This is a genomic window from Pseudomonas sp. R43(2017), from assembly GCF_002112345.1.
GTDB classification, from domain to species: Bacteria; Pseudomonadota; Gammaproteobacteria; order Pseudomonadales; family Pseudomonadaceae; genus Aquipseudomonas; species Aquipseudomonas kribbensis.
The window spans coordinates 472,320-494,365 of record NZ_NEHJ01000004.1; the positions used below are offsets into that span (position 1 = coordinate 472,320).

Sequence of the window (22,046 nt, forward strand, 5' to 3'; positions counted from 1 at the left end):
CGACGGCAGTCGAACGCCTAGACTTTGCCGATCTTCAGTTCAGGAACCGCCCGTGACTTCCATCTTCTGGTACGACTACGAAACCACCGGCATCAATCCGCGATGCGACCGACCGTTGCAGGTGGCCGGGATTCGCACCGACCACGATCTCAACGAAATCGACGAACCGGTCAATCTTTACTGCCAGCCCAGCGAAGACATCCTGCCGCACCCGGCGGCCTGCGCAATCACCGGCATCACCCCGAGCCGTCTTGCCGAACAAGGTTTGAGCGAAGCCGATTTCATGACCCGGGTCCACGCCCAGCTCGCGGCTCCCGGTACCTGCGGCGCGGGGTACAACACCTTGCGTTTCGATGACGAGATGACTCGTTACAGCCTGTACCGCAACTTTTTCGATCCTTATGCCCGTGAATGGCAGGGCGGCAACAGCCGCTGGGATCTGATCGATGTGGTGCGCGCCGCTTATGCGTTGCGTCCCGACGGGCTGGTCTGGCCTACCGATGACGAAGGCAAGGTCACGCTCAAGCTCGAACGCCTGACTGCCGCCAACGGCATCGATCACGGCAATGCCCACGAGGCGCTGTCGGACGTGCGCGCCACCATCGCCCTGGCCCGGTTGATCCGCGAGAAGCAACCCAAGTTGTATGACTGGCTGTTCCAGCTGCGCAGCAAGCAGAAGGTCATGGACCAGATTCGCCTGCTGCAGCCGATGGTGCACATTTCCGGACGCTTCTCGGCGGCGCGCAGTTTTGTCGGTGTGGTGCTGCCGCTGGCCTGGCATCCACGCAACAAGAACGCGCTGATTGTCTGTGATCTGCATCTCGATCCACAGGGCCTGCTGGATCTGGATGCGCAGACTTTGCGCCAGCGCCTGTATACCCGCCGTGACGATCTGGCCGAAGGCGAATTGCCGGTGCCGCTCAAACTCATCCACATCAACAAGTGCCCGGTGGTGGCGCCGTTGTCGGTGTTGAGGACTGAAGATCAGCAGCGTCTGGGTCTGGACATGGCGCTGTATCAGGCGCGCGCATTGCGACTAAGTGACGCACAACAAGTTTGGAAAGATAAAGTCTCGGCGATTTATGCGAGCGAAGATTTCACCCCGAGTGACGATCCCGAACAACAGTTGTACGACGGATTTATCGGTGATCGTGATCGTCGTTTATGTGAGCAAGTGAGGACGGTGGATCCTGTGCAATTGGCGCGAGAGCAATGGCCGTTCGATGACGAACGTTTGCCTGAATTGTTGTTTCGATATCGCGCACGTAACTTTCCGGATACGTTGAATTTCGAAGAGCAAGAACGCTGGCAAATCTTTTGTCGGCAGCGCTTGTCCGAGCCTGAATGGGGTGCCCCTAATACCTTGCAATCTTTTACAGAGGCCGCGGAGCAATGGTTGCTTAGTGCCTCGCCATTACAGCGCGAGGTGCTGGATGAATGGCAGAGTTATGTCCAGGCATTGCGCAAACGTTTGAATCTTTGAAATCGAACATGTCCGTTGCCTGAACGGCGGGCATAAAAAAACGCCAGCGGATGCTGGCGTTTTTTTGTGTCGCGGACGGGTCTGCGACAAGGGTTGCGGCTTAGCCCAGCAGGGTAGCCCAGCCTTCAACCACGTCACCGCCCCACTTGGCTTTCCACTCTTTAAGAGTCTTGTGGTTGCCACCTTTGGTTTCGATGACTTCGCCGTTGTGCGGGTTTTTGTATTGTTTAACTTTGCGTGCACGCTTGGTGCCGGTAGTTTTTACTGCGCCGCCACGTGGGGCCTTGGTTTTGGACTCTGGATCCAGCAGCGCGATGATGTCACGCAGGGACTTGGAGTATTCGCCCATCAGGGTGCGCAGTTTGCCTTCGAATTCCAGCTCGGCTTGCAGTTTGTCGTCTTGCGACAGGTTCTTCAAACGGGCTTGCAGCTCTTTGATGGCTTCTTCGGTGGCACGATATTCGTTGATCAAGGACATGATTACTACCTTATTGGGAGTGCGCGATGGCAGGGGACAGTGCGGCAATAATAGTCAGGCTGTTTCATCAAGTAAACATTTAACCGGGCTTTTTATTTGGATTAGTTACGTTGAAAAGCCCTGAATTGAATATTCAGTTAAATAATGTGATGCAGTCTTCACAGATATTCACAGAGACCGGTTGGTGCAGGGCTATTGCCGCGCCATCATCCTGACGATTGCCCACGTCAAAAAAGCTGCGGCGAGGCCTGGCGGGGCCCAAGGCTCATCGATACTGCAGTTTTGCGGCGTAGTCGCTAGAATGTCCGCCTTTGCGAAGTTCTGGAGTTTCCCCCTCATGCGCACTTTTCGGCTGGTGATTTCTTGCCCGGACCGCGTTGGCATCGTTGCCAAAGTCAGTAACTTTCTGGCGGCCCACAATGGCTGGATCACCGAAGCGAGCCACCACTCGGACAATCAGGTCGGCTGGTTCTTCATGCGTCACGAAATCCGTGCCGATTCCCTGCCTTTCGGTATCGAGGTGTTGCGCGAGAAGTTTGCACCGATCGCCGAAGAGTTCTCGATGGACTGGCGCATTACCGACACCGAGCAGAAAAAACGCGTGGTGCTGATGGCCAGCCGTGAGTCCCACTGCCTGGCCGACCTGCTGCACCGCTGGCACAGCGATGAGCTCGATTGCGAGATCTCCTGCGTGATTTCCAACCACGACGACCTGCGCAGCATGGTCGAGTGGCACGGCATTCCTTATTACCACGTCCCGGTCAATCCGCAGGACAAGCAACCGGCCTTCGACGAAGTGTCGCGCCTGGTCAAGCAGCACGACGCCGAAGTGGTGGTGCTGGCGCGCTACATGCAGATCCTGCCGCCGGACATGTGCCGCGAATACGCGCACAAGGTCATCAACATTCACCACAGCTTCCTGCCGTCGTTCGTCGGTGCCAAGCCGTATCACCAGGCCTCGCTGCGCGGTGTGAAGCTGATCGGCGCCACCTGCCACTACGTGACCGAAGAGCTGGATGCCGGCCCGATCATCGAGCAGGACGTAGTGCGCGTCAGCCACAGCGACAGCATCGAAGACATGGTGCGTTTCGGCCGTGACGTCGAGAAGATGGTGCTGGCCCGTGGCCTGCGTTATCACCTGGAAGACCGCGTGCTGGTGCACGGCAACAAGACCGTCGTGTTCTGATCGAACCTTTCGGTTGAAAAACCAAGGGCCTGGGCGTTCAATCGCTTCAGGCCCTTTTTTGTTTCAGCCCCCGGAGAAAACGCCCCATGAGCGATCCACTGGACAAAGCCACCTCCAAAGCGCCCGCCACTTTGGGCGAGGGCTGCCTGAGCCGCTATGACCCGGATGACCTGAGCCCGGAGGATGGCACGGACTTCCCCGACGCCGCCGCGTTGTGGGAGCAGCTCAACGAAAAGAAACCCGACGACGTCAAGCCTGGCGCACCTTCATCAGCTTCCTGAGCAGCGGTCGCCCGAGCATCAGCAGGAAAATCGGCCCGCCGACCAGCAAGTAGAAGTAAAACGTCATCGCCCGCCAGATCAGGATCGCCGCCGCAGCGGTCGATGCTCCCACCATGGGCGCCAGCAGCGCCGCCGACGTCAGTTCCGCCGCCCCGGCCCCACCCGGCAGCAGGCTGAACTGTCCCGCCCCCAGCGAAAGCATCTGAATCAGAAACGTCCAGGCCCACTGCACGTCCACCCCCAGCCCCCGCAGAGCCAGATACAGCACGCTGTAACGCAGTGACCAATGCACGCACGTCAGGGCAAACACCTTGAACAGCGTTTGTCGCGGCAGTTTCAAAGCATCGGTGAACGCCGCCAGAAAATGCAGCAGCTTGCGCGCCCAGCGCCATCGCGTGGCGGGTTGCACGTTCATGCGCGCCAGCAGCCGGCCACTCCAGCGAATCAGCATCCGGTGATAACGCGCCACCAACACACAACCGAATAACCCGCCGAACAACGAAATGGCGCTGACGATCAGCAGCCATTCCATTCGGTCGCTCAGATGCTGGAACAGCGCATAAATCAAAATCCCGCCCAACGCACACAGGAAGAACAGCAGGTCGCTCAGCTGATCCATCGCAAACACCGCGCTGCCCCGGGCCGGGCGCACCCCGTTGCGGGCCAGCAGCGCCATGATCGTCAACGGCCCGCCAGTGCCGCCAGGCGTGGCGCACCAGGCGAATTCGGCGGCCATGACCACGCCAAGGCTCTTCAGCGGCGTGACCCGTTCACGCTGATCGCCGAGCAGCAGGCGCAAGCGCAACGTATTGATGCCCCAGCACAGCAGAACCATGGCCAGCAGGATCGACAGCCAGTGCAGAGGAAAGGCTTGCAGCCGGGTCCAGGTTTCTCCGCCACCCAGTAAAGAAGGGATCAGCACCGCCGCCAGCAGACCGATCAGCAACAGAATGCCGCGACTCATGCGTGAAGTCTGTGTTGGAGTGCCAGCGTGATTTCAGCGATATGCACAGTGAACGCCCCTTCGCTTGTTGATGTCCCGTGTTGACCTTACTCCAGAATAGATGTTCGGTCGGGATGTGCGGTGGGGGAGGTTTGCGGGAGGTGAGATGTCTTCGCGGACTGACCCGCGAAGACATTCGGGGGATGGGTTTAAATGCGGAAGCTGCCGACCAGTTGCTTCAGGCGCGAAGCCTGCTGTTCCAGATCGGAACAGGCACGCAGGGTCGCCTGCAGGTTCTCGACGCCTTCCTGGTTCAGCGTATTGATCTCGGTGATATCGACGTTGATCGACTCGACCACGGCGGTCTGTTCCTCGGTCGCGGTGGCCACCGACTGGTTCATCCCGTCGATCTCGCCGATGCGCTGGGTCACGCTGTTCAGGCGCTCGCCGGCGAGGTTGGCGATTTCCACGCTGTCCTGACTGTGGCGCTGGCTGTCGCTCATGGTGCTGACCGATTCGCGGGCGCCGACTTGCAGCTCCTCGATCATGGTCTGCACCTGCTGCGCCGATTCCTGGGTGCGGTGAGCGAGGTTGCGCACCTCGTCCGCCACCACCGCAAAACCGCGACCGGCTTCACCGGCCCGCGCCGCTTCGATGGCGGCGTTGAGCGCCAGCAGGTTGGTCTGCTGGGAAATGCTGGTGATCACTTCGAGAATCTGGCCGATATTCACGGTCTTGCTGTTCAGCGATTCGATGTTGCTGCTGGACGCGCTGAGCATGCTCGACAACTGATTCATCGCCTTGATGCTGCGATCCACCACTTGCTGGCCGTCTTCGGCCAGGCCACGGGCGTCGCTGGCCTGGGTCGAGGCCTGTGCGGCGTTGCGGGCGATTTCCTGGGCGGCGGCGCCGAGCTGGTTGATCGCAGCAGCCACACTGTTGGTACGCGACGCTTGCTGGTCGGAGTTGTACATCGACGAATTGGACGCCGCGACCACACGCAGTGCGACTTCGTTGACTTGCCCGGTGGCGGACGACACTTCGCGGATCGAACCGTGAATCCGCTCGACGAAGCGGTTGAATGCAGTTCCCAGCACGCCGAATTCGTCCTGGTTCTGGATGGTCAGGCGTTTGGTCAGGTCGCCTTCGCCGTCGGCGATGTCTTCCATGGCGCGGGTCATGACGTGCAGCGGCTGGATCAGGATGCGGATCAGCATGCCGAGCAGGGCGATGATGATCGCCACGGCAATCACGGTCGCGATCACGGCCGAGGTGCGGAACTGGCTGAGCATCGAGAAGGCTTTGTCCTTGTCCACCGACAGGCCGATGTACCAGTTCACCGACGGCAGGCCCTTGATCGGGGCGAAGGTGACGATGCGGGTCTTGCCGTCGACAGTGATTTCACTGAAATCGCTGCTGATGCGCGGGGTGTCCTGCGGATAGGCTTCCTTGAGCGATTTCATCACCAGGGCCTTGTCCGGGTGCACCAGAATCTTGCCGTCGGCGCTGACCAGGAACGCGTAGCCCATGCCGGAGAAGTCCCGGGCGCTGAGGGTGTCGATCAGGGTTTGCAGGCTCAGGTCACCGCCCACCACGCCGACGCTCTGGCCGGCCTTTTTCGCGGCGGTGGCGATGGAAATGATGGTCTGGCCGGTGGCCGCGTCGATGTACGGTTCGGTCAGGGTCGAGGTGCTGCTGCTTTCGGCACCTTTATACCAAGGGCGGACCCGCGGATCGAAACCGTCCGGCATCTTCGCATCCGGACGAATGGTGAAGTGCCCGGTGGCGTCGCCGAGGTAGGACGCCATGAAGGTCGACGTCAGGGCTTTCTGTTCCAGCAGGCTGGCGACGGCGGACGGCTCGGGGTTGATCGCAATGTTCTGTGCCGCGTTCTCGATCAGCAGGATGCGCCCGCTGAGCCAGGTCTGGATGTTGTCGGCAGTGACCTCGCCCATCTCGTTGAGGTAGTTGTTCAAGTCGTCGCGGATTGCATTGCGTTGCAGCCAGTCGTTGTACAGCGTGAACGAGGCGAAGGCGGCAATGACGATGAGGGCGGCGGCAAGCAAGATTTTATGGCTGAAGCGTAGATTTTTGTTCATGGCTTGGGGTTCCGCTAAGGTCTTAATGTCCAGGGCGTGCTTTTATAAAGGCGCGCAATATGGGCAGGGGTGAAAGCTCACTGATATTTCCGTCTCTCCTTAGGGAAATCTCAGACCGGACTTTTGATCGGGTCTCTCACTCCTCTCTATCGGCCATGCTCGACAAAGATTAACTATTGGGTGACCAAATGCCTGACTCCTCGCAACTCGTTATCGGTGCCGACCTCGCCGGGCAACCGATCGCCCAGGCGATGCGCCTGGCCAACCGTCACGGACTGGTGGCCGGGGCGACCGGTACCGGCAAGACCGTCACTTTGCAGCGTCTGGCCGAAGCCTTCAGCGACGCCGGGGTCGCGGTGTTCGCCGCCGACATCAAGGGTGACCTGTGCGGCCTCGGCGCTGCCGGCAACCCCCAGGGCAAGGTCGCCGAGCGCATCGCCGGCATGCCGTGGCTCAACTACAAACCTCAGGCCTATCCCGTGACCTTGTGGGACATTCACGGCGAGTCCGGTCATCCGTTGCGCACTACCCTGAGTGAAATGGGACCGTTATTGATCGGTGCGTTGCTGGAACTGACCGACAGCCAGCAGTCGGCGCTGTACGCAGCGTTCAAAGTCGCGGACCGTGAAGGGCTGTTGCTGCTGGATCTGAAGGACCTGAAAGCATTGCTCAATCACCTCAAGGACAACCCGCAACTGCTCGGCGACGACGCGGCGCTGTTCACCACCGGCTCCAGTCAGGCGCTGTTGCGGCGTCTGGCCATTCTTGAGCAGCAGGGTGCCGAAGCCTTGTTCGGCGAACCGGCGCTGCAACTGGAAGACATCCTGCAACCGGCCGCCGACGGTCGCGGGCGCATTCATTTGCTCGATGCCAGTCGTCTGGTGCATGAAGCACCGAAGGTCTACGCGACGTTTCTGCTATGGCTGCTCGCCGAGCTGTTCGAGCAACTGCCGGAGCGGGGCGATGCCGACAAACCGTTGCTGGCGCTGTTCTTCGACGAAGCGCACTTGCTGTTCGGTGATACGCCCAAGGCCTTGCAGGAACGTCTGGAACAAGTGGTGCGGCTGATCCGTTCCAAGGGCGTCGGAGTGTATTTCGTCACCCAGTCACCGGGCGATCTGCCGGACAACGTGCTGGCGCAACTCGGGTTGCGCGTGCAGCACGGTCTGCGGGCGTTCACCGCCAAGGAGCAAAAATCCCTGCGGGCGGTGGCGGACGGTTTCCGGCCGAATCCGGCGTTCGATACGTTGTCGGTGTTGACCGAACTCGGGATTGGTGAGGCGCTGGTCGGCACCTTGCAGGAAAAGGGCACCCCGGAAATGGTCCAGCGCGTGCTGGTGGCGCCGCCGCAATCGCGGATCGGGCCGTTGACCGAGACCGAACGCACGATGCTGATTGCCGGGTCGCCGTTCAAGGGCCGTTATGACAAGCCGATCGACCGCGAGTCGGCTTATGAAATCCTCACCGGGCGCAAGAACCTGGGGCCTGAAGCCGAGGCAATACCTGGCAAACCGGCGCCTGAAGAGCCAAGCCTGGCGGACAAGGCCGGAGAGTTCCTCGGGACAGCGGCGGGGCAGGCGTTGAAGTCGGCAATGCGGCAGGCGGCGAACCAGTTGGGCCGGCAGTTGGTGCGGGGATTGATGGGATCTTTGCTCGGTGGCAGCAAGCGCCGCTAGGACCTGAGCGGGCGCGCCAGGGTCAGGATTTGGCCTTGGCGTGCGCTGCCAGTCGCTCCAGCGCCGCCCGCAGGCTCGGATCGCTGATCCCGTCGGCGGTGGATTGGATGGTCGCTGCGGCATCCGTCGACAGATCCATCGTGTGCCCGGCTGCTCTTGGCTGAATGACAGGTGGTCGCACCGAGAACTTGATCCGCGTCAGACCGGCGAACTCGTCGAACATCTGCAATTGCCGCAGCAGGCGTTTTTGCTGGTAACGCAGGCGCGTGGCCCAATGACCGTCGGTGACCACCAGCGACAGTTCGCCTTCGCGCCACTTGGCCACATGGCAGTGCTCGCGTGCGGCGGGTTGCAGCTGGCTGTCGAGCAGGCGCTGCAGATGGGCCAGGCGTTGAGCATGGCCGAGGATGGCTTTCAACGGCCTGGCTTCGCGTAGCAGAACGGCGGGCGCTCTGGCTGTAAGAGGGCGAAATGCCATGATCCAACACCTGAAGTTGCAAAGGCGCCATGGTAGCAGATGGGCCCCATTTCACTCGCCCATTGCTTTTGTCCCTGCTTTGCCCATTAAATCAACGACTAACTTCTGCCGCCAACGGCTTGAAGTTGAGCAAAACGCCCCTATTTTAAGTGAGCCCCGTCAAAGCGCAGTGCCAGCATCGTGGAATATCGCCACTTTCCTCACCACCGTTTCCGGGTAGAATGCTCGTTCGCATGCGGCCATGAGGGCTGCACGGGCGACTCACGGGGCCGCCCTCCATCCCTTTAGTGTGGAAGATCCTGCCGATATGTTTGCGCCTTTGTTAAAGAAACTTTTTGGAAGCAAGAACGAGCGTGAAGTCAAACGCATGCTCAAGACGGTGCAGCTCGTCAATGCCTTCGAAGAGAAGATGGTCGCCCTCTCGGACGATCAACTGCGCGCCAAGACCGCAGAGTTCAAGGACCGCATTGCCAAGGGGGAGACCCTCGACAAGCTGTTGCCGGAAGCCTTTGCGGTCGCCCGCGAAGCCGGCAAGCGCGTCATGGGCATGCGCCACTTCGACGTCCAGCTGATCGGCGGCATGACGCTGCATGAAGGCCGGATCGCCGAAATGCGTACCGGTGAAGGCAAGACCCTGGTGGGTACCCTGGGCGTTTACCTCAACGCACTGTCCGGCAAGGGCGTGCACGTTGTGACCGTGAACGATTACCTGGCCCGCCGTGACGCCAACTGGATGCGTCCGCTGTACGAATTCCTCGGCCTGACCGTCGGCATCGTGACGCCGTTCCAGCCGCCGGAAGAGAAGCGTGCCGCCTACGCCGCCGACATCACCTACGGCACCAACAACGAATTCGGTTTCGACTACCTGCGCGACAACATGGCGTTCAGCATGGAAGAGAAATTCCAGCGCGAACTCAACTTTGCCGTGATCGACGAAGTCGACTCCATCCTCATCGACGAAGCGCGTACTCCGCTGATCATTTCCGGTCAGGCCGAGGACAGCTCCAAGCTGTACATCGAGATCAACAAGCTGATCCCGAAACTCAAGCTGCACGTCGAAGAAGTCGAAGGCGAAGTCACCCAGGAAGGCCACTTCACCGTCGACGAGAAGACCCGTCAGGTCGAACTCAACGAAGCCGGTCACCAGTTCATCGAAGACCAGTTGACCAGCATCGGTCTGCTGGCCGAGGGCGAGAGCCTGTACTCGGCGCACAACCTGAGCCTGCTGACTCACGTCTACGCCGGCCTGCGTGCGCACAAGCTGTTCAACCGCAACGTCGAATACATCGTGCAGGACGGTCAGGTCGTACTGGTCGACGAACACACCGGTCGTACCATGCCGGGCCGTCGTCTGTCCGAAGGCCTGCACCAGGCCATCGAGGCCAAGGAAAACCTGAACATCCAGGCCGAAAGTCAGACCCTGGCTTCGACCACGTTCCAGAACTACTTCCGTCTGTACGAAAAACTGTCCGGCATGACCGGTACTGCAGACACCGAAGCGTTCGAATTCCACCAGATCTACAACCTGCCGGTCATCGTGATCCCGACCAACAAGCCGTTGGCCCGTAAGGACTACAACGACCTGGTGTTCCTGACCGCCGAAGAGAAATACGCGGCGATCGTCAACGACATCAAGGAAAGCATGGCGGCCGGCCGTCCGGTGCTGGTGGGTACTGCGACCATCGAAACTTCCGAGCACATGTCCGCATTGCTCGTGAAGGAAGGCATCGAACACAAGGTTCTGAACGCCAAGTTCCACGAAAAAGAAGCTGAAATCATTGCACAGGCCGGTCGTCCGGGCGCCCTGACCATCGCCACCAACATGGCCGGTCGTGGTACCGACATCCTGTTGGGCGGCAACTGGGAAGTTGAAGTCGCGTCGCTGGAAAACCCGACCCCTGAGCAGATCGCGCAGATCAAGGCCGACTGGCAGAAGCGTCACCAGCAAGTGCTGGAGTCCGGCGGTCTGCAGGTGATCGCGTCCGAGCGTCACGAATCCCGTCGTATCGACAACCAGCTGCGTGGCCGTGCCGGCCGTCAGGGCGACGCCGGTTCCAGCCGCTTCTACCTGTCGCTGGAAGACAGCCTGATGCGCATCTTCGCCTCCGACCGGGTGAAGAACTTCATGAAGGCCCTGGGCATGCAGCCTGGCGAAGCGATCGAGCACCGCATGGTGACCAACGCCATCGAGAAGGCCCAGCGCAAGGTTGAAGGTCGCAACTTCGACATCCGCAAACAACTGCTGGAATTCGACGACGTCAACAACGAGCAGCGTAAAGTGATCTATCACATGCGCAACACGTTGCTGGCCGCGGACAACATCGGCGAAACCATCGCTGATTTCCGTCAGGACGTCCTGAACGCCACCGTCAGCGCACACATTCCGCCACAATCGCTGCCTGAGCAGTGGGACGTGGCCGGTCTGGAAGCCGCGATTGCCAGCGACTTCGGCGTGAAGCTGCCGATCCAGCAATGGCTCGACGAAGACGATCACCTGTACGAAGAAACCCTGCGCGAGAAGCTGATGAACGAGCTGATCGCCGCGTACAACGAGAAAGAAGACCAGGCCGGTGCCGACGCACTGCGCTCCTTCGAGAAGCAAATCGTGCTGCGCGTGCTGGACGACCTGTGGAAAGACCACCTGTCGACCATGGATCACCTGCGTCACGGCATCCACCTGCGTGGTTATGCGCAGAAGAACCCGAAGCAGGAATACAAGCGCGAGTCCTTCACGCTGTTCTCCGAGCTGCTGGATTCGATCAAGCGCGACTCGATCCGTGTGCTGTCGCACGTTCAGGTGCGTCGCGAAGATCCGGCCGAGGAAGAGGCGCGTCTGCGTCAGGAAGCCGAGGCGCTGGCCGCTCGCATGCAGTTCGAACACGCCGAAGCCCCGGGTCTGGAGCAGCCGGAAGCACTGGTCGGTGAAGAGGTCGATGTGGCCCTGGCCACCGCACCGGTTCGCAACGAGCAGAAGCTGGGCCGCAACGAACTGTGCTACTGCGGTTCGGGCAAGAAATTCAAGCATTGCCACGGGCAGATCCAGTAAAACCCGTTTCAATCGCTGAAATACCCGCGCCGCGACCGGCACCAGCCGTCGCGGCGTTTTGCCATTTACACCACCGCCACTACGCTTGGCGGTGCTGACATCATTGAGTAAGGAGCGCATTCATGGCTGTTGGTCTTGGTCCTTTGCCAACGTTGCACCCGGTTGCCGGTTTTGAACTCGGTATCGCTTCGGCCGGCATCAAGCGCCCTGGGCGCAAGGATGTCGTCGTGATGCGCTGTGCCGAAGGTTCGACCGTGGCGGGCGTGTTCACGTTGAACGCTTTCTGTGCAGCGCCGGTGATCCTGGCCAAGAAACGCGTGCAGAACGCTGTGCGCTACCTGTTGACCAACACCGGCAATGCCAACGCCGGCACCGGCGAGCCGGGCCTGGCCGCCGCCGAGCGCACCACCGCCAGACTGGCTGAACTGACCGGCGTGGATGCCAGCCAGATCCTGCCGTACTCCACCGGCGTGATCGGCGAGCCGCTGCCGGTCGAGAAGATCGAAGGCGCCTTGCAGGCTGCGCTGGACGACCTGTCGGAAAACAACTGGGAAGCCGCCGCCACCGGCATCATGACCACTGACACCTTGCCAAAAGGTGCGAGCCGCCAGTTCCAGCATGACGGCGTGACCATCACCGTCACCGGCATCAGCAAGGGCGCGGGCATGATCCGTCCGAACATGGCGACCATGCTCGGCTACATCGCCACCGACGCCAAAGTCTCCCGCGACGTGTTGCACAACCTGATGCTGGACGGCGCCAACAAGTCGTTCAATCGCATCACCATCGACGGCGACACCTCGACCAACGACTGCTGCATGCTGATCGCCACCGGCAAGGCTGCGCTGCCGGAAATCACCCGCGCCGAAGGCGAGCTGTTCGCCAAGCTGAAACAGGCCGTGTTCGAAGTGTGCATGGACGTGGCCCAGGCCATCGTGCGTGACGGCGAAGGCGCGACCAAGTTCGTGACCGTTGAAGTCAACGGCGGCGGCAATCACCAGGAATGCCTGGACGTCGGCTACACCGTGGCCCACTCGCCGCTGATCAAGACGGCACTGTTCGCCTCCGACCCGAACTGGGGCCGCATCCTCGCCGCTGTCGGCCGTGCCGGCGTGCCGGATCTGGATGTGAGCAAGATCGACGTGTTCCTCGGCGAAGTGTGCATCGCCAGCCGTGGCGCCCGCGCTGCGACCTACACCGAAGCCCAGGGCTCGGCAGTGATGCAGCAGGAAGAAATCACCATCCGTATCGAGCTGGGTCGCGGCGATTGCAGCGAAACCATCTGGACCACCGACCTGTCCCACGAGTACGTGAAGATCAACGCCGAATACCGCACCTGATCCCTGCCGAAGAGGGAGGTCTGCGGACCTCCTTTTCTTCTGTCCCATGAAAGGACCCGAACATGAGCCTTCACCTGATCATCGGCGACAAACTGCTTTCCTCCTGGTCCCTGCGCGCAGCATTGGCGCTTGAGCTGACCGGCGCACCCTACACCGAAGAACTGATCAAGCTCGGCAAGCCCGACACCCGCGAGCGCCTGCTCAAGCATTCGCCCACCGGCAAGGTGCCGTTGCTGACCACCGCACGAGGTACCATCGCCGATTCCCTGGCGATTGCCGAATACCTGGCCGAACAGTTTCCATCCGAACAGCTCTGGCCGACCGATATTGCGGCTCGCGCCCAGGCCCGTTCTGCCTGCGCGCAGATGCACAGCGGCTTTTTCGCCATGCGCAATCACATGCCGTTCAACCTGAGCCACGACGCACCCCTCAACCCGGTGCCGCCGGAAGTGAAGGTCGATGTCGAGCGCATGCTGGCGCTGTGGGCTGAATGCCGTGCCGTTGCCACCGAGCCGGGACCGTTCCTGTTTGGTCGCGTGTCGCTGGCAGATGCGTTCTTCGCACCGATTGCCGTGCGTCTGCGTACCTATCAGGTGCAGCTGCCGGCCGAAGATGAAGCCTATGTTGAAACCGTCTACCAATGGCCGGCCTTCAAGGCCTGGCAAAAGGCCGGACTGGAGGAATTGCAGTCGTGAAACGTGTACACGTCGCCGCCGCCGTCATTCGTGACGACAGCGGCAAAATCCTCATCGCCCGCCGGGCTGACACTCAGCATCAGGGCGGCCTCTGGGAATTTCCCGGTGGCAAGGTCGAAGCCGACGAGTCGGTGCAGACCGCGCTGGCCCGTGAGCTGCACGAAGAACTGGGCATTGTCGTCGGCGCCGCCCGACCGCTGATCAAAGTGCGCCACGATTACCCGGACAAACAGGTGTTGCTGGATGTCTGGGAGGTCTCGAGCTTCACCGGCGAACCCCACGGCGCCGAAGGCCAACCGTTGGCCTGGGTATCGGCGAAGGAACTGACGAGCTATGAGTTCCCGGCGGCCAACCAGCCGATCGTCGCGGCGGCGCGTCTGCCCGCTGAGTACCTCATCACCCCGGAAGATCTGGAAGCTCCGGCCCTGCTGCGCGGCATCCAGAAGGCAATTGCCGGTGGCATCAAGCTGATCCAGCTGCGTGCGCCCAATGGTTATGACCCGAAGTACCGCGACCTCGCGGTGGACGCGGTCGGCCTGTGTGCCGGGAAGGCTCAGTTGATGATCAAGGGCCCGTTCGAGTGGCTGGGGGATTTCCCGTCCGCCGGTTGGCACATCACCTCGGCGCAACTGCGCAAGTATGCGGCAGCCGGGCGTCCGCTACCGGCGGAGCGCTGGCTGGCGGCGTCCTGCCACAATGCTGAAGAACTGGCGCTGGCCGAGCAGATGGGCGTGGATTTCGTCACCCTGTCGCCGGTGCAGCCGACCCTGACTCACCCGGATGCGCAGCCGTTGGGCTGGGAGCAGGCTTCGACACTGATCGAAGGCTTCAGCAAGCCGGTGTTCCTGCTGGGCGGAGTCGGCCCGGCCGAGCGCGAGAAAGCGTGGAATGCCGGGGGCCAGGGTGTGGCGGGGATTCGGGCGTTCTGGCCTGAGGCTTGATTTGGCATTGATGCATTTGGCCCCTTCGCGAGCAGGCTCGCTCCCACATTTGATTGAATTCCAACTGTAGGAATACATTTCCCTGTGGTAGCGAGCCTGCTCCGGGCGGCGTTCCGACGAAGGCGTCCTGATCGGCGCTACATCTCTGAAGGTTTTGCCGCCGGCTGCCAGAGGATTTCGGCAATCCCTTGTCGGCGGGCAATCAACCTCGCCGCCACAAACAACAGATCCGACAAGCGATTGATATAAGCCAGGCCAACCCCGGCCAACGGTTCGATCGCATTCAAATGCTGACAACGACGCTCGGCACTGCGCGCCAGGCTGCGGCAAACATGCGCCTGGGCAATCAGCATCGAACCGCCGGGCAGAATGAAGTTCTCCAGCGGCCCCAATTCCTCGTTCCACACATCGATGGCGGCTTCCAGCCGTTCGATTTCTGCGGTGTTCAGCGCCTGATATTCCGGCATCGCCAGTTCGCCACCGAGATCGAACAAGCGGTGCTGACAGGGCGCCAACACGTCGATCAACTCATTAAGCCCGGGGCAGTTTTCGCGTTCGGCAATCAACCCGGCCAGCAGCACGCCGACCTGACTGTTCAATGTGTCGACCTCGCCAATGGCCTCGATGCGCGGATGATCCTTGGGGACGCGGCGACCATCGCCGAGGCCGGTCTCGCCTTTGTCGCCGGTGCGGGTGTAGATCTTCGACAAGCGAAAGCCCATGGTTTACCTCGGTAGTTGATTGGTTTCGGCGGCGATGGGGGCCGGTTGCGCGAGCGGCAGGCGCAGGGTGAAGCAGGTGCCTTGCCCCGGTGCCGACTGCACTTCCATCTGCCCTTTGTGATTGTTGGTGATGATGAAGTACGACACCGAGAGCCCGAGCCCCGTGCCCTGGCCGATTTCCTTGGTAGTGAAGAACGGCTCGAAGGTGCGTTTGCGTACGTTCTCGCTCATGCCGATGCCGTTGTCTTCGACCTGAATCTCGGCCCATGGCGGATTGAGCTTCGTGCGCAGAATAATCCGACCCGGCTCGCTGTCGTCTTCGCGCAGATGGATCGCCTGCGCAGCGTTTTTCAGCAGGTTGAGCAGCACTTGCTCCAGCTCGTTGGCGGTGCCCGGAACCGGACCCAGCGCCGGGTCGAACTGACGGATGATCGCCTGACCCTTGAAGTCGAAGCCGATGGCCAGGTCGAAGTCGTTGCCGGCGATTTCCACGGCCTGATCGATCAGCGCCGGCAGTTCGCACGGCGCCATCTGCCGGGTGCTGCGGCGGCTGAAACTGAGCATGTGGGTGACGATTTTTGCCGCCCGGGCCCCGGCCTGCTGAATGCCGTCGAGCAGTTGCGGGACCTCCCGGCCTTGCAGGTAACGGTTCACGGTATCCAGTTCGATGCCCAGTTGTTCGGCCTGTTCGAGGTTTTTCGGCAGGTCGGGCGACAGACGCCGGCGAATGTTCTGCACGTTGTGCAGGATCGCGCCCAGCGGATTGTTGATTTCGTGGGCCATGCCGGCTGCGAGGCCGCCGACCGAGAGCATTTTTTCCGACTGCACCATCATGTCTTCCAGCGACAGGCGCTGGGTGATGTCGTCGATCCGGATCACCACGCCACGCCCGGCACCGCCCATCAGCGGGTAGAAGGTCAGGGCGTAATGCTTGGGTTCGTCGTCCTTGAACCAGGTCACCCGCTCGATTTTCGCCACGGTATGTTGTTCGACGGTCTGCTTGAGCTGCGGCAGGAACGGCTTGAGCGGTTCGAACGCGAGGAAGATCGGCTGATTCAGTGCTTCGTCCAGCCGGGTGCCGGAGAGGGCGCTGGCTTCCTGATTCCATTGTGTGACGTAGAGCTGCTCGTCGAGGGCGATCAGCGCCGAGGGCATGGAGTCGATGATGCTGTTGAGGTAGTTCTGGAAACCCGTGAGCTTCTTCTCGATTTTGCTGCGCACCTGGACTTCCAGCTCCAGCTTGCGGTTGGTGTGGCGGGTTTCTTCGGCCAGCCCCTGAGCCTGATCGTAGGCGGCTTGCGAGTCATCGCGGGCGCGCTTGAGCTGCTGCTCCCGGGCCTCGATGCGTGAAAGCATGGTGTTGAAGGCCTCGGCCAGACTGCCGATTTCGTCGTGGTTGCCGCGTGAGGCACGCAGGGCGTAGTTTTCCTCGCGGGTCACCTGGCGGGAGAGCTCTTCGAGTTCGTGGATTGGCCGGGTGATCAGGCGCTTGATCTGCCGCGCAATCACCAGCCACAGCAGGACGCTGAAAATCAGGATTCCCAGACTCGCCGTCAGGGTGCCGGTGTAAAACGCCATTGGCAGTTCGCTGCTGGCCACCAGCAATAGATGGCCGGGCGCCGTGCCGGGGCGGGGCAGGGTGATCAGTTGGTTGCTGCGAAACTCGGTGAGTTGCCAGGCTTCGATGTGCCGGTAGCGCTCCGGCAGATTGAGTTTGTCGCCGCGTTGTACCTGCGCAATACGGTCGCCCTTGCCGTCGTACAGCGCGGCGGCCCGCAGTGGCGAATAGCTGTCGAGCTCCTTGAGCAAGCGTTCGGCGCTCTGCGGTGATTGCAGCGCCTCGGCAATCAGGCTCGGGTTCGCCACCAGACGGCCAATGGTCTGCAGCGCCTGGGGCGCCATGCTTTCCTGGGAAATGTAATAGGCCGCGCTGATGAAGGTCAGGTTGGCGACCAGTAACACGGTGGTCAACAGCACCAGCAGGGCGGCCAGCAGTTTCTGGCCGACCGGCAGGTTTTCGAGGCGCTGGCGCAATGGCATCGGGCTTATCGCAACAAAGGAACAAGTGGGCAGCGTAGCCGCTGCTCAGTCCACGGGCAATCCGAGACTGTGCAGATGGGCTGTCAGCCGTTGCTGCAATTGTTGCAAATGCGGCAGGTTGAGTTGATGCCGCTGCGCAGCCTTGCAGGCATGTCCCAACAGATAGCTGATTTCGGTGCGGCGCTTGTTGGCCACGTCCTGATACATGGAGGAGAAATTGGCGGCGGTGGCCGAAATCACTCGTTCGACTTCCTGTTGCAGGTTGTCTGCCGCCGCGGGCTGGCCGCAACGCTCCAGCAGCTCGGTCAGTTCGGCGCACAGGGTGGCAACTTCGCAGTGATGGTCCTGCAATCCACCGTTACGGCAGTCGTGCAACACAGTCAGCGGATTGATCGCACAGTTGAGCGCCAGTTTTCGCCACAGTCGGGTGAGGATGTCCGCGCTCCATTCATGAGGAATCTTTGCCGCTTCAAGATCATCCAGCCAGAACGGTGCCACGGGATGACCGGCATCGCCGAGCCAGGTGTAACCGTGGCCGGCGAACACCACGCGCCAGTCGCCGTCGCGAAACGCGCCTTCGGTGCTGGAGGCGCTGATGCAGCGGGCCTGCGGGACTTGTGCGGCGACCGCTTCCTGGCTGCCGAGGCCGTTTTGCAGAAGAATCAGTTCTGCGTCCGGCGCCAGTCGATGCGCGACGCCGGCCACGGCACTTTCGGCGTCGTAGGCCTTGCACGCCACCAGCAGGCGCCGGATCGGTCCGGGACTGTCCGGGGTTTCTCCGGGGATGGCATAACTGCTGGCCACGCCTTGTTCCACCAGGGTCAGACCGCCCGCCGTCGCATAGTCATGCAAGCGGTCAATGTCGCGCAGGATCAGCCGGACCGGCAATCCGGCCCGGGCCAGACGTGTGGCCCAGAGGGTGCCGAGACTTCCGGCGCCGAGGATGTGCCAGGGGGTGGACATCAGTTTTTCACTCGGTAAGGTACAGGCATGCAAGGCTCGCCGTGTCGGTGGGAAAAGACCCGTTATAATGAGCCCGATTTTAACCGCAAGCCAAGCGCGCCGCGTCCTGAACGAGCGCGCCTTTTTATTGGAGAGATTACATGCCGTCGTTCGACGTGGTATCCGAACTGGACAAACACGAACTCACCAACGCGGTCGAGAACGCCGTGAAGGAACTCGATCGTCGTTATGACCTGAAAGGCAAGGGCAGCTTCGAATTCAAGGAAAAGGACCTGACCGTCCACCTGACCGCTGAAGCCGATTTCCAGCTGGAAGCGATGATCGAGATCCTCAAGCTGGCCTTGGTCAAGCGCAAGATCGACGTGCAGTGCCTCGAAGTCAAAGACTCCTTCGCCTCGGGCAAGCTGATGAAGCAGGACGCCGTTCTGAAGGAAGGCATCGACAAGGAGCTGGCGAAGAAAATCGTCGGCCACATCAAAGAAGCCAAGCTCAAGGTGCAGGCCGCCATTCAGGGCGAGCAGGTACGGGTGACCGGCAAGAAGCGTGACGATCTGCAGGAAGCCATCGCTGCCCTGCGTGCCAAGGAATTCGGCATGCCACTGCAATTCAACAACTTCCGCGACTGAGCCATCCGAGTCGGGAACCTCTCGGCGTTTTCAGCGTCCGAGGCCCAAGCAGCGGCAGAAACGATTGAGCCCCCACGGGCCCGGTCGTTCTGCCGCTGATTTTTTCAGCCCGGGAAGCCGGCAATCAGGAGATAAAAGATGGATTTGAATGCTGAGGTAGACAACCTGGTCAAGGCGTCCCAGGCGTGGATTCCGATGATCATGGAATACGGCAGCCGTGTGCTGCTGGCGGTGATTACCCTGGCGATCGGCTGGTGGCTGATCAACAAAGTCACGCAAAAGCTCGGTGGCTTGCTGGCTCTGCGCAATGCCGACCTGGCGCTGCAAGGTTTTATCAGCAGCCTGGCCAACATCATTCTCAAGGTGCTGTTGATCGTCAGCGTGGCATCGATGATCGGCGTCGAGACCACCTCGTTCGTGGCGGCGATCGGTGCGGCCGGCCTGGCCATCGGCCTGGCGTTGCAGGGCAGTCTGGCGAACTTCGCTGGTGGCGTGCTGATTCTGCTGTTCCGTCCGTTCCGTATCGGTGACTGGATCGAAGCGCAGGGCGTGGCAGGTACTGTCGACAGCATCCAGATTTTCCACACAGTGCTGCGTACCGGTGACAACAAGACCATCATCGTGCCGAACGGCAATCTGTCGAATGGCATCATTACCAACACTAACCGTCAGCCAACCCGCAAGGTCGTGTTCGATGTGGGGGTCGATTACGAAGCCGATCTGCAAAAGGCCCGTCAGGTGTTGCTGGACTTGGCTAAAGATGATCGCGTTCTGCAGGATCCGGCGCCACAGGCTGTCATTTCGACGCTGGGCGATAGTTCGATCACTGTTTCCCTTCGTGTGTGGGTTAAAACCGCAGACTATTGGGATGTGATGTTCATGTTTAACGAACAGTCCCGTGATCGTTTGAAGACTGCCGGTATTGATATTCCGTTTCCACAACGAGTGATTCGTGTGGTTCAGGAATCGGCGGTTTAATGATAGGTTGCTAATTAATTGCCTGACTTGTCGGTCAGGCATGTATTACAAGCAACAGGCAATAAAAAAGGCCCATCCGAAGATGGGCCTTTTTCATTCAACCAAACTAACCACTGACGATTACAAGATGTTCAGTGGGTACTCGGTGATCAGACGGAACTCTTTAACGTCGCCTTCGCCTTCATCAGCGTTAGCAACGTGCCACGCTTGACGAATACGGAAGGACAGGTCTTTTGCCGGGCCGCTTTGAACCACATATTTGGCTTCAAAGTTGGTTTCGTGGTGTTTGCCATCTTCACCGTAGAGACCGGCGTAAGCGCTACCCGCTGGAGTGTGGGTACCGTCGATATCCCAGCCTTTGACGTAGCGAACCATGAAGCTCAGACCAGGAACGCCGTACTCGGCCATTTTCAGGTCGTAACGGGCTTGCAGGGATTTCTCGCCTGCACCGTTAAAGTCGGAGTACTGGATGGAGTTGGCGAGGAAGATCGAGTCGCCGCCACGGTTGTTCTTGCCCACGCCGATGTAGTCGAATGGGGTGTCGCCGTTGACCTTCTGGAAGGCCAGGGTGAAGGTGTGTGCCTTCAGGAACGACAGGGCAGTCGCCAGGGAGAACGCGGTGTTGCTGATGTCACCGGCTTTGGCGCTACCGGTATCGGTGGTGCGGTAGATGTTGAAGTCAGTGTTCAGCGAAGTGTCACCACCGAATGGCGTGGTGAGGTTCACGTTCGCGTAGTACTGGTTCCAGATGTCTTCCAGTTTGGCGCCGTACAGCGAAGCTGTCAGGTTGTCAGTGATGGCGTATTTACCACCGAAGTAGTCGATGTTTTTGGCTTCGACACCTGCGTAGGTGGCGTAGAGGCCGCCTTCACGGGCGTTTTTGTCCTGGCTGGTAGCCGAGTAGAAGTGACCGGCTTCGAGATCGAGGTCTTTGACTTCGCTGCTCTGCAGCTGGAAGCCACTGGCAGTTTGCGGAAGGATTCGGGAACCGCCGACAGCGAACACTGGAGCAGTGCTTGGCTGCTGGTCGCCGATTTTCAGCTCGGTCTTGGAGATGCGGAATTTGATGGCAGCGCCGGCTTTGCCTTGGCTTTCATCAACGTCATGGGCATAACCGTTGGCTTTGACGGTATTGCTGCGGCTCATGTTACCGGTACCGGTGGTACCGTCACCGCCATCCAGTTTCACGGCCAGGTAACCGAATGCATCGATACCGACGCCTACGGTGCCTTGGGTGTAACCGGAAGTGAAGTTGCCGAGGAAACCCTGGGTCCAGTCTTTCTGGTCGTGGCCGCCGTTCTTGTTGTCGCGGTTGAAGTAGTAGTTCTTCAACGTCTCGGTCAGTTTGGCGTCGTCAACAAAGCCTTTGGCTTCAGACTGGTCACTAACAAACGGTGCGGCCGTAGCCAACTGAGTACTGGCTGCTGTAACGGCCAGTGCGATCATGCTCCACTTCATCACGCGCATCGTGATTTGCTCCTTTGGTTTTAGAAGAGTACTGCCGTCCCACCTGTTTTATTATCTGGGCGGCTCTTTCTTTTTGTGTCGGCGCAAACTTATATCACGCCGACAATGTTGGCGATACTTGCACATACAACCTTTCATGTTCTTTACGACGCTGTCGCAAATGGCTTGGTCGATGTCGCAAATTCACAGTACCCACGCAGTCGGGCTGACAACTTTATCGCTGTTTCTGGGCCTTTTTGCATCGGTAAAAAAGAGTCCCTGGCAAAACACTTGAATCTCCATCGGGCAACCCTGCCACTGTTTTTTTCGGGGTTTGAACCACCACTTCCCGTGGCGGGCTCATAGCCCATATGAGTACGAATGCAACAAGCGTGCACAAACCGCAAAATTGATGCGGTTATTTTTCCCGAGCCCCGCTTGTGGCTGTAAAAACCTTGTAAATGCGGGCTCGCGCGCGCCTTTTTGATCAGGGTTGACGCGCTTCCTCGCTTGGTGTTGCCTCGCTCGATTTTGCGCATGACAAGCAAAAACGTTACCGGTTCACCCTGTCAGTGAGTATTTGGCGGATGCCCGAGCCATTGAGCGTAGACCCGCTGTACGGTTT

18 protein-coding genes and 1 pseudogene are annotated in these 22,046 nt (G+C 60.2%); 10 read left to right on the plus strand and 9 right to left on the minus strand.

The features are described from left to right. Positions 1-52 precede the first annotated feature (52 nt). Positions 53-1,483, plus strand: a complete 1,431-nt coding sequence (sbcB, locus tag CAG02_RS14060) for an exodeoxyribonuclease I (protein WP_085709604.1) — start codon at positions 53-55, stop codon at positions 1,481-1,483. Positions 1,484-1,583: 100 nt separating this feature from the next. Here the strand turns inward: sbcB and mvaT are convergent, their stop codons facing one another. After that, positions 1,584-1,961 carry a histone-like nucleoid-structuring protein MvaT gene (gene mvaT / locus CAG02_RS14065; RefSeq protein ID WP_046054737.1) on the minus strand — a complete coding sequence of 126 codons (378 nt, stop codon included), beginning with the start codon at positions 1,959-1,961 and terminating at the stop codon, positions 1,584-1,586. A gap of 337 nt (positions 1,962-2,298) precedes the next feature. On the opposite strand from mvaT, the gene purU reads away from it, so the two are divergent. Next, positions 2,299-3,147 carry a formyltetrahydrofolate deformylase gene (purU, locus tag CAG02_RS14070; protein WP_007912774.1) on the plus strand — a complete coding sequence of 283 codons (849 nt, stop codon included), beginning with the start codon at positions 2,299-2,301 and terminating at the stop codon, positions 3,145-3,147. Positions 3,148-3,233: 86 nt separating this feature from the next. Beyond that, entirely contained in the window at positions 3,234-3,428 is a 195-nt protein-coding gene (locus CAG02_RS14075) for a hypothetical protein (RefSeq protein ID WP_085709605.1), read from the plus strand. On the opposite strand, the gene CAG02_RS14080 is transcribed toward CAG02_RS14075, so the two are convergent. From CAG02_RS14080 to CAG02_RS30205, 3 genes and pseudogenes are all read right to left on the minus strand, one after another. Then, a complete protein-coding gene (locus CAG02_RS14080) occupies positions 3,397-4,392 on the minus strand; it encodes a lysylphosphatidylglycerol synthase transmembrane domain-containing protein (protein ID WP_085709606.1) in 996 nt (331 codons plus the stop codon). The genes CAG02_RS14075 and CAG02_RS14080 overlap by 32 nt on opposite strands. Positions 4,393-4,580: 188 nt before the next feature. Beyond that, positions 4,581-5,345 (minus strand): methyl-accepting chemotaxis protein, encoded by a 765-nt coding sequence (locus CAG02_RS30200; protein WP_371320922.1) that lies wholly within the window; start codon positions 5,343-5,345, stop codon positions 4,581-4,583. Between the two features lie 93 nt (positions 5,346-5,438). Next, positions 5,439-6,470 (minus strand): annotated as a pseudogene (locus CAG02_RS30205) (cache domain-containing protein); the annotation flags it as partial. 188 nt (positions 6,471-6,658) lie between these two features. Between CAG02_RS30205 and CAG02_RS14090 the strand changes: the two are divergent. Further along, entirely contained in the window at positions 6,659-8,146 is a 1,488-nt protein-coding gene (locus CAG02_RS14090) for a helicase HerA-like domain-containing protein (RefSeq protein ID WP_085709744.1), read from the plus strand. A gap of 22 nt (positions 8,147-8,168) precedes the next feature. Here CAG02_RS14090 and CAG02_RS14095 read toward each other — a convergent pair whose 3' ends face one another. Further along, positions 8,169-8,624: a DUF721 domain-containing protein gene (locus tag CAG02_RS14095; protein WP_085709608.1), complete on the minus strand. Its 456-nt coding sequence runs from the start codon at positions 8,622-8,624 to the stop codon at positions 8,169-8,171. Positions 8,625-8,931: 307 nt separating this feature from the next. Here CAG02_RS14095 and secA point away from each other — a divergent pair, with 307 nt between their 5' ends. The 4 genes from secA (at position 8,932) to CAG02_RS14115 (ending at position 14,646) form a co-directional block, all read left to right on the plus strand. Continuing rightward, positions 8,932-11,670 carry a preprotein translocase subunit SecA gene (gene secA, locus CAG02_RS14100; RefSeq protein WP_085709609.1) on the plus strand — a complete coding sequence of 913 codons (2,739 nt, stop codon included), beginning with the start codon at positions 8,932-8,934 and terminating at the stop codon, positions 11,668-11,670. A gap of 122 nt (positions 11,671-11,792) precedes the next feature. After that, on the plus strand, positions 11,793-13,010 hold the full coding sequence (gene argJ, locus CAG02_RS14105) for a bifunctional glutamate N-acetyltransferase/amino-acid acetyltransferase ArgJ (RefSeq protein WP_085709610.1): 1,218 nt from the start codon (positions 11,793-11,795) through the stop codon (positions 13,008-13,010). 62 nt (positions 13,011-13,072) lie between these two features. Next, complete coding sequence (locus CAG02_RS14110; RefSeq protein WP_085709611.1) at positions 13,073-13,705, plus strand: glutathione S-transferase family protein; 633 nt, start codon at positions 13,073-13,075, stop codon at positions 13,703-13,705. Further along, positions 13,702-14,646 (plus strand): Nudix family hydrolase, encoded by a 945-nt coding sequence (locus CAG02_RS14115; RefSeq protein ID WP_085709612.1) that lies wholly within the window; start codon positions 13,702-13,704, stop codon positions 14,644-14,646. The genes CAG02_RS14110 and CAG02_RS14115 overlap by 4 nt, the downstream gene beginning before the upstream one ends. Before the next feature lie 137 nt (positions 14,647-14,783). Here CAG02_RS14115 and CAG02_RS14120 read toward each other — a convergent pair whose 3' ends face one another. The 3 genes from CAG02_RS14120 to CAG02_RS14130 are packed head-to-tail and all read right to left on the minus strand — an operon-like array spanning position 14,784 to position 18,371. After that, the gene (locus tag CAG02_RS14120) at positions 14,784-15,368 is read right to left on the minus strand and encodes a cob(I)yrinic acid a,c-diamide adenosyltransferase (protein ID WP_085709613.1); all 585 of its coding nucleotides are present in this window, start codon (positions 15,366-15,368) and stop codon (positions 14,784-14,786) included. Positions 15,369-15,371: 3 nt separating this feature from the next. Then, entirely contained in the window at positions 15,372-17,408 is a 2,037-nt protein-coding gene (locus tag CAG02_RS14125; protein ID WP_085709614.1) for an ATP-binding protein, read from the minus strand. 45 nt (positions 17,409-17,453) lie between these two features. Then, complete coding sequence (locus tag CAG02_RS14130) at positions 17,454-18,371, minus strand: putative 2-dehydropantoate 2-reductase (RefSeq protein WP_085709615.1); 918 nt, start codon at positions 18,369-18,371, stop codon at positions 17,454-17,456. A gap of 140 nt (positions 18,372-18,511) precedes the next feature. Here CAG02_RS14130 and CAG02_RS14135 point away from each other — a divergent pair, with 140 nt between their 5' ends. Together CAG02_RS14135 and CAG02_RS14140 are read left to right on the plus strand one after the other, a co-directional pair. Beyond that, positions 18,512-18,997, plus strand: coding sequence for a YajQ family cyclic di-GMP-binding protein (locus CAG02_RS14135; RefSeq protein WP_007951218.1), 486 nt, complete (start codon positions 18,512-18,514; stop codon positions 18,995-18,997). 138 nt (positions 18,998-19,135) lie between these two features. Then, a complete protein-coding gene (locus CAG02_RS14140; RefSeq protein ID WP_007951217.1) occupies positions 19,136-19,975 on the plus strand; it encodes a mechanosensitive ion channel family protein in 840 nt (279 codons plus the stop codon). A 120-nt stretch (positions 19,976-20,095) separates the two neighbouring features. On the opposite strand, the gene CAG02_RS14145 is transcribed toward CAG02_RS14140, so the two are convergent. Further along, positions 20,096-21,442: an OprD family porin gene (locus CAG02_RS14145; protein WP_085709616.1), complete on the minus strand. Its 1,347-nt coding sequence runs from the start codon at positions 21,440-21,442 to the stop codon at positions 20,096-20,098. Positions 21,443-22,046: the final 604 nt, after the last annotated feature.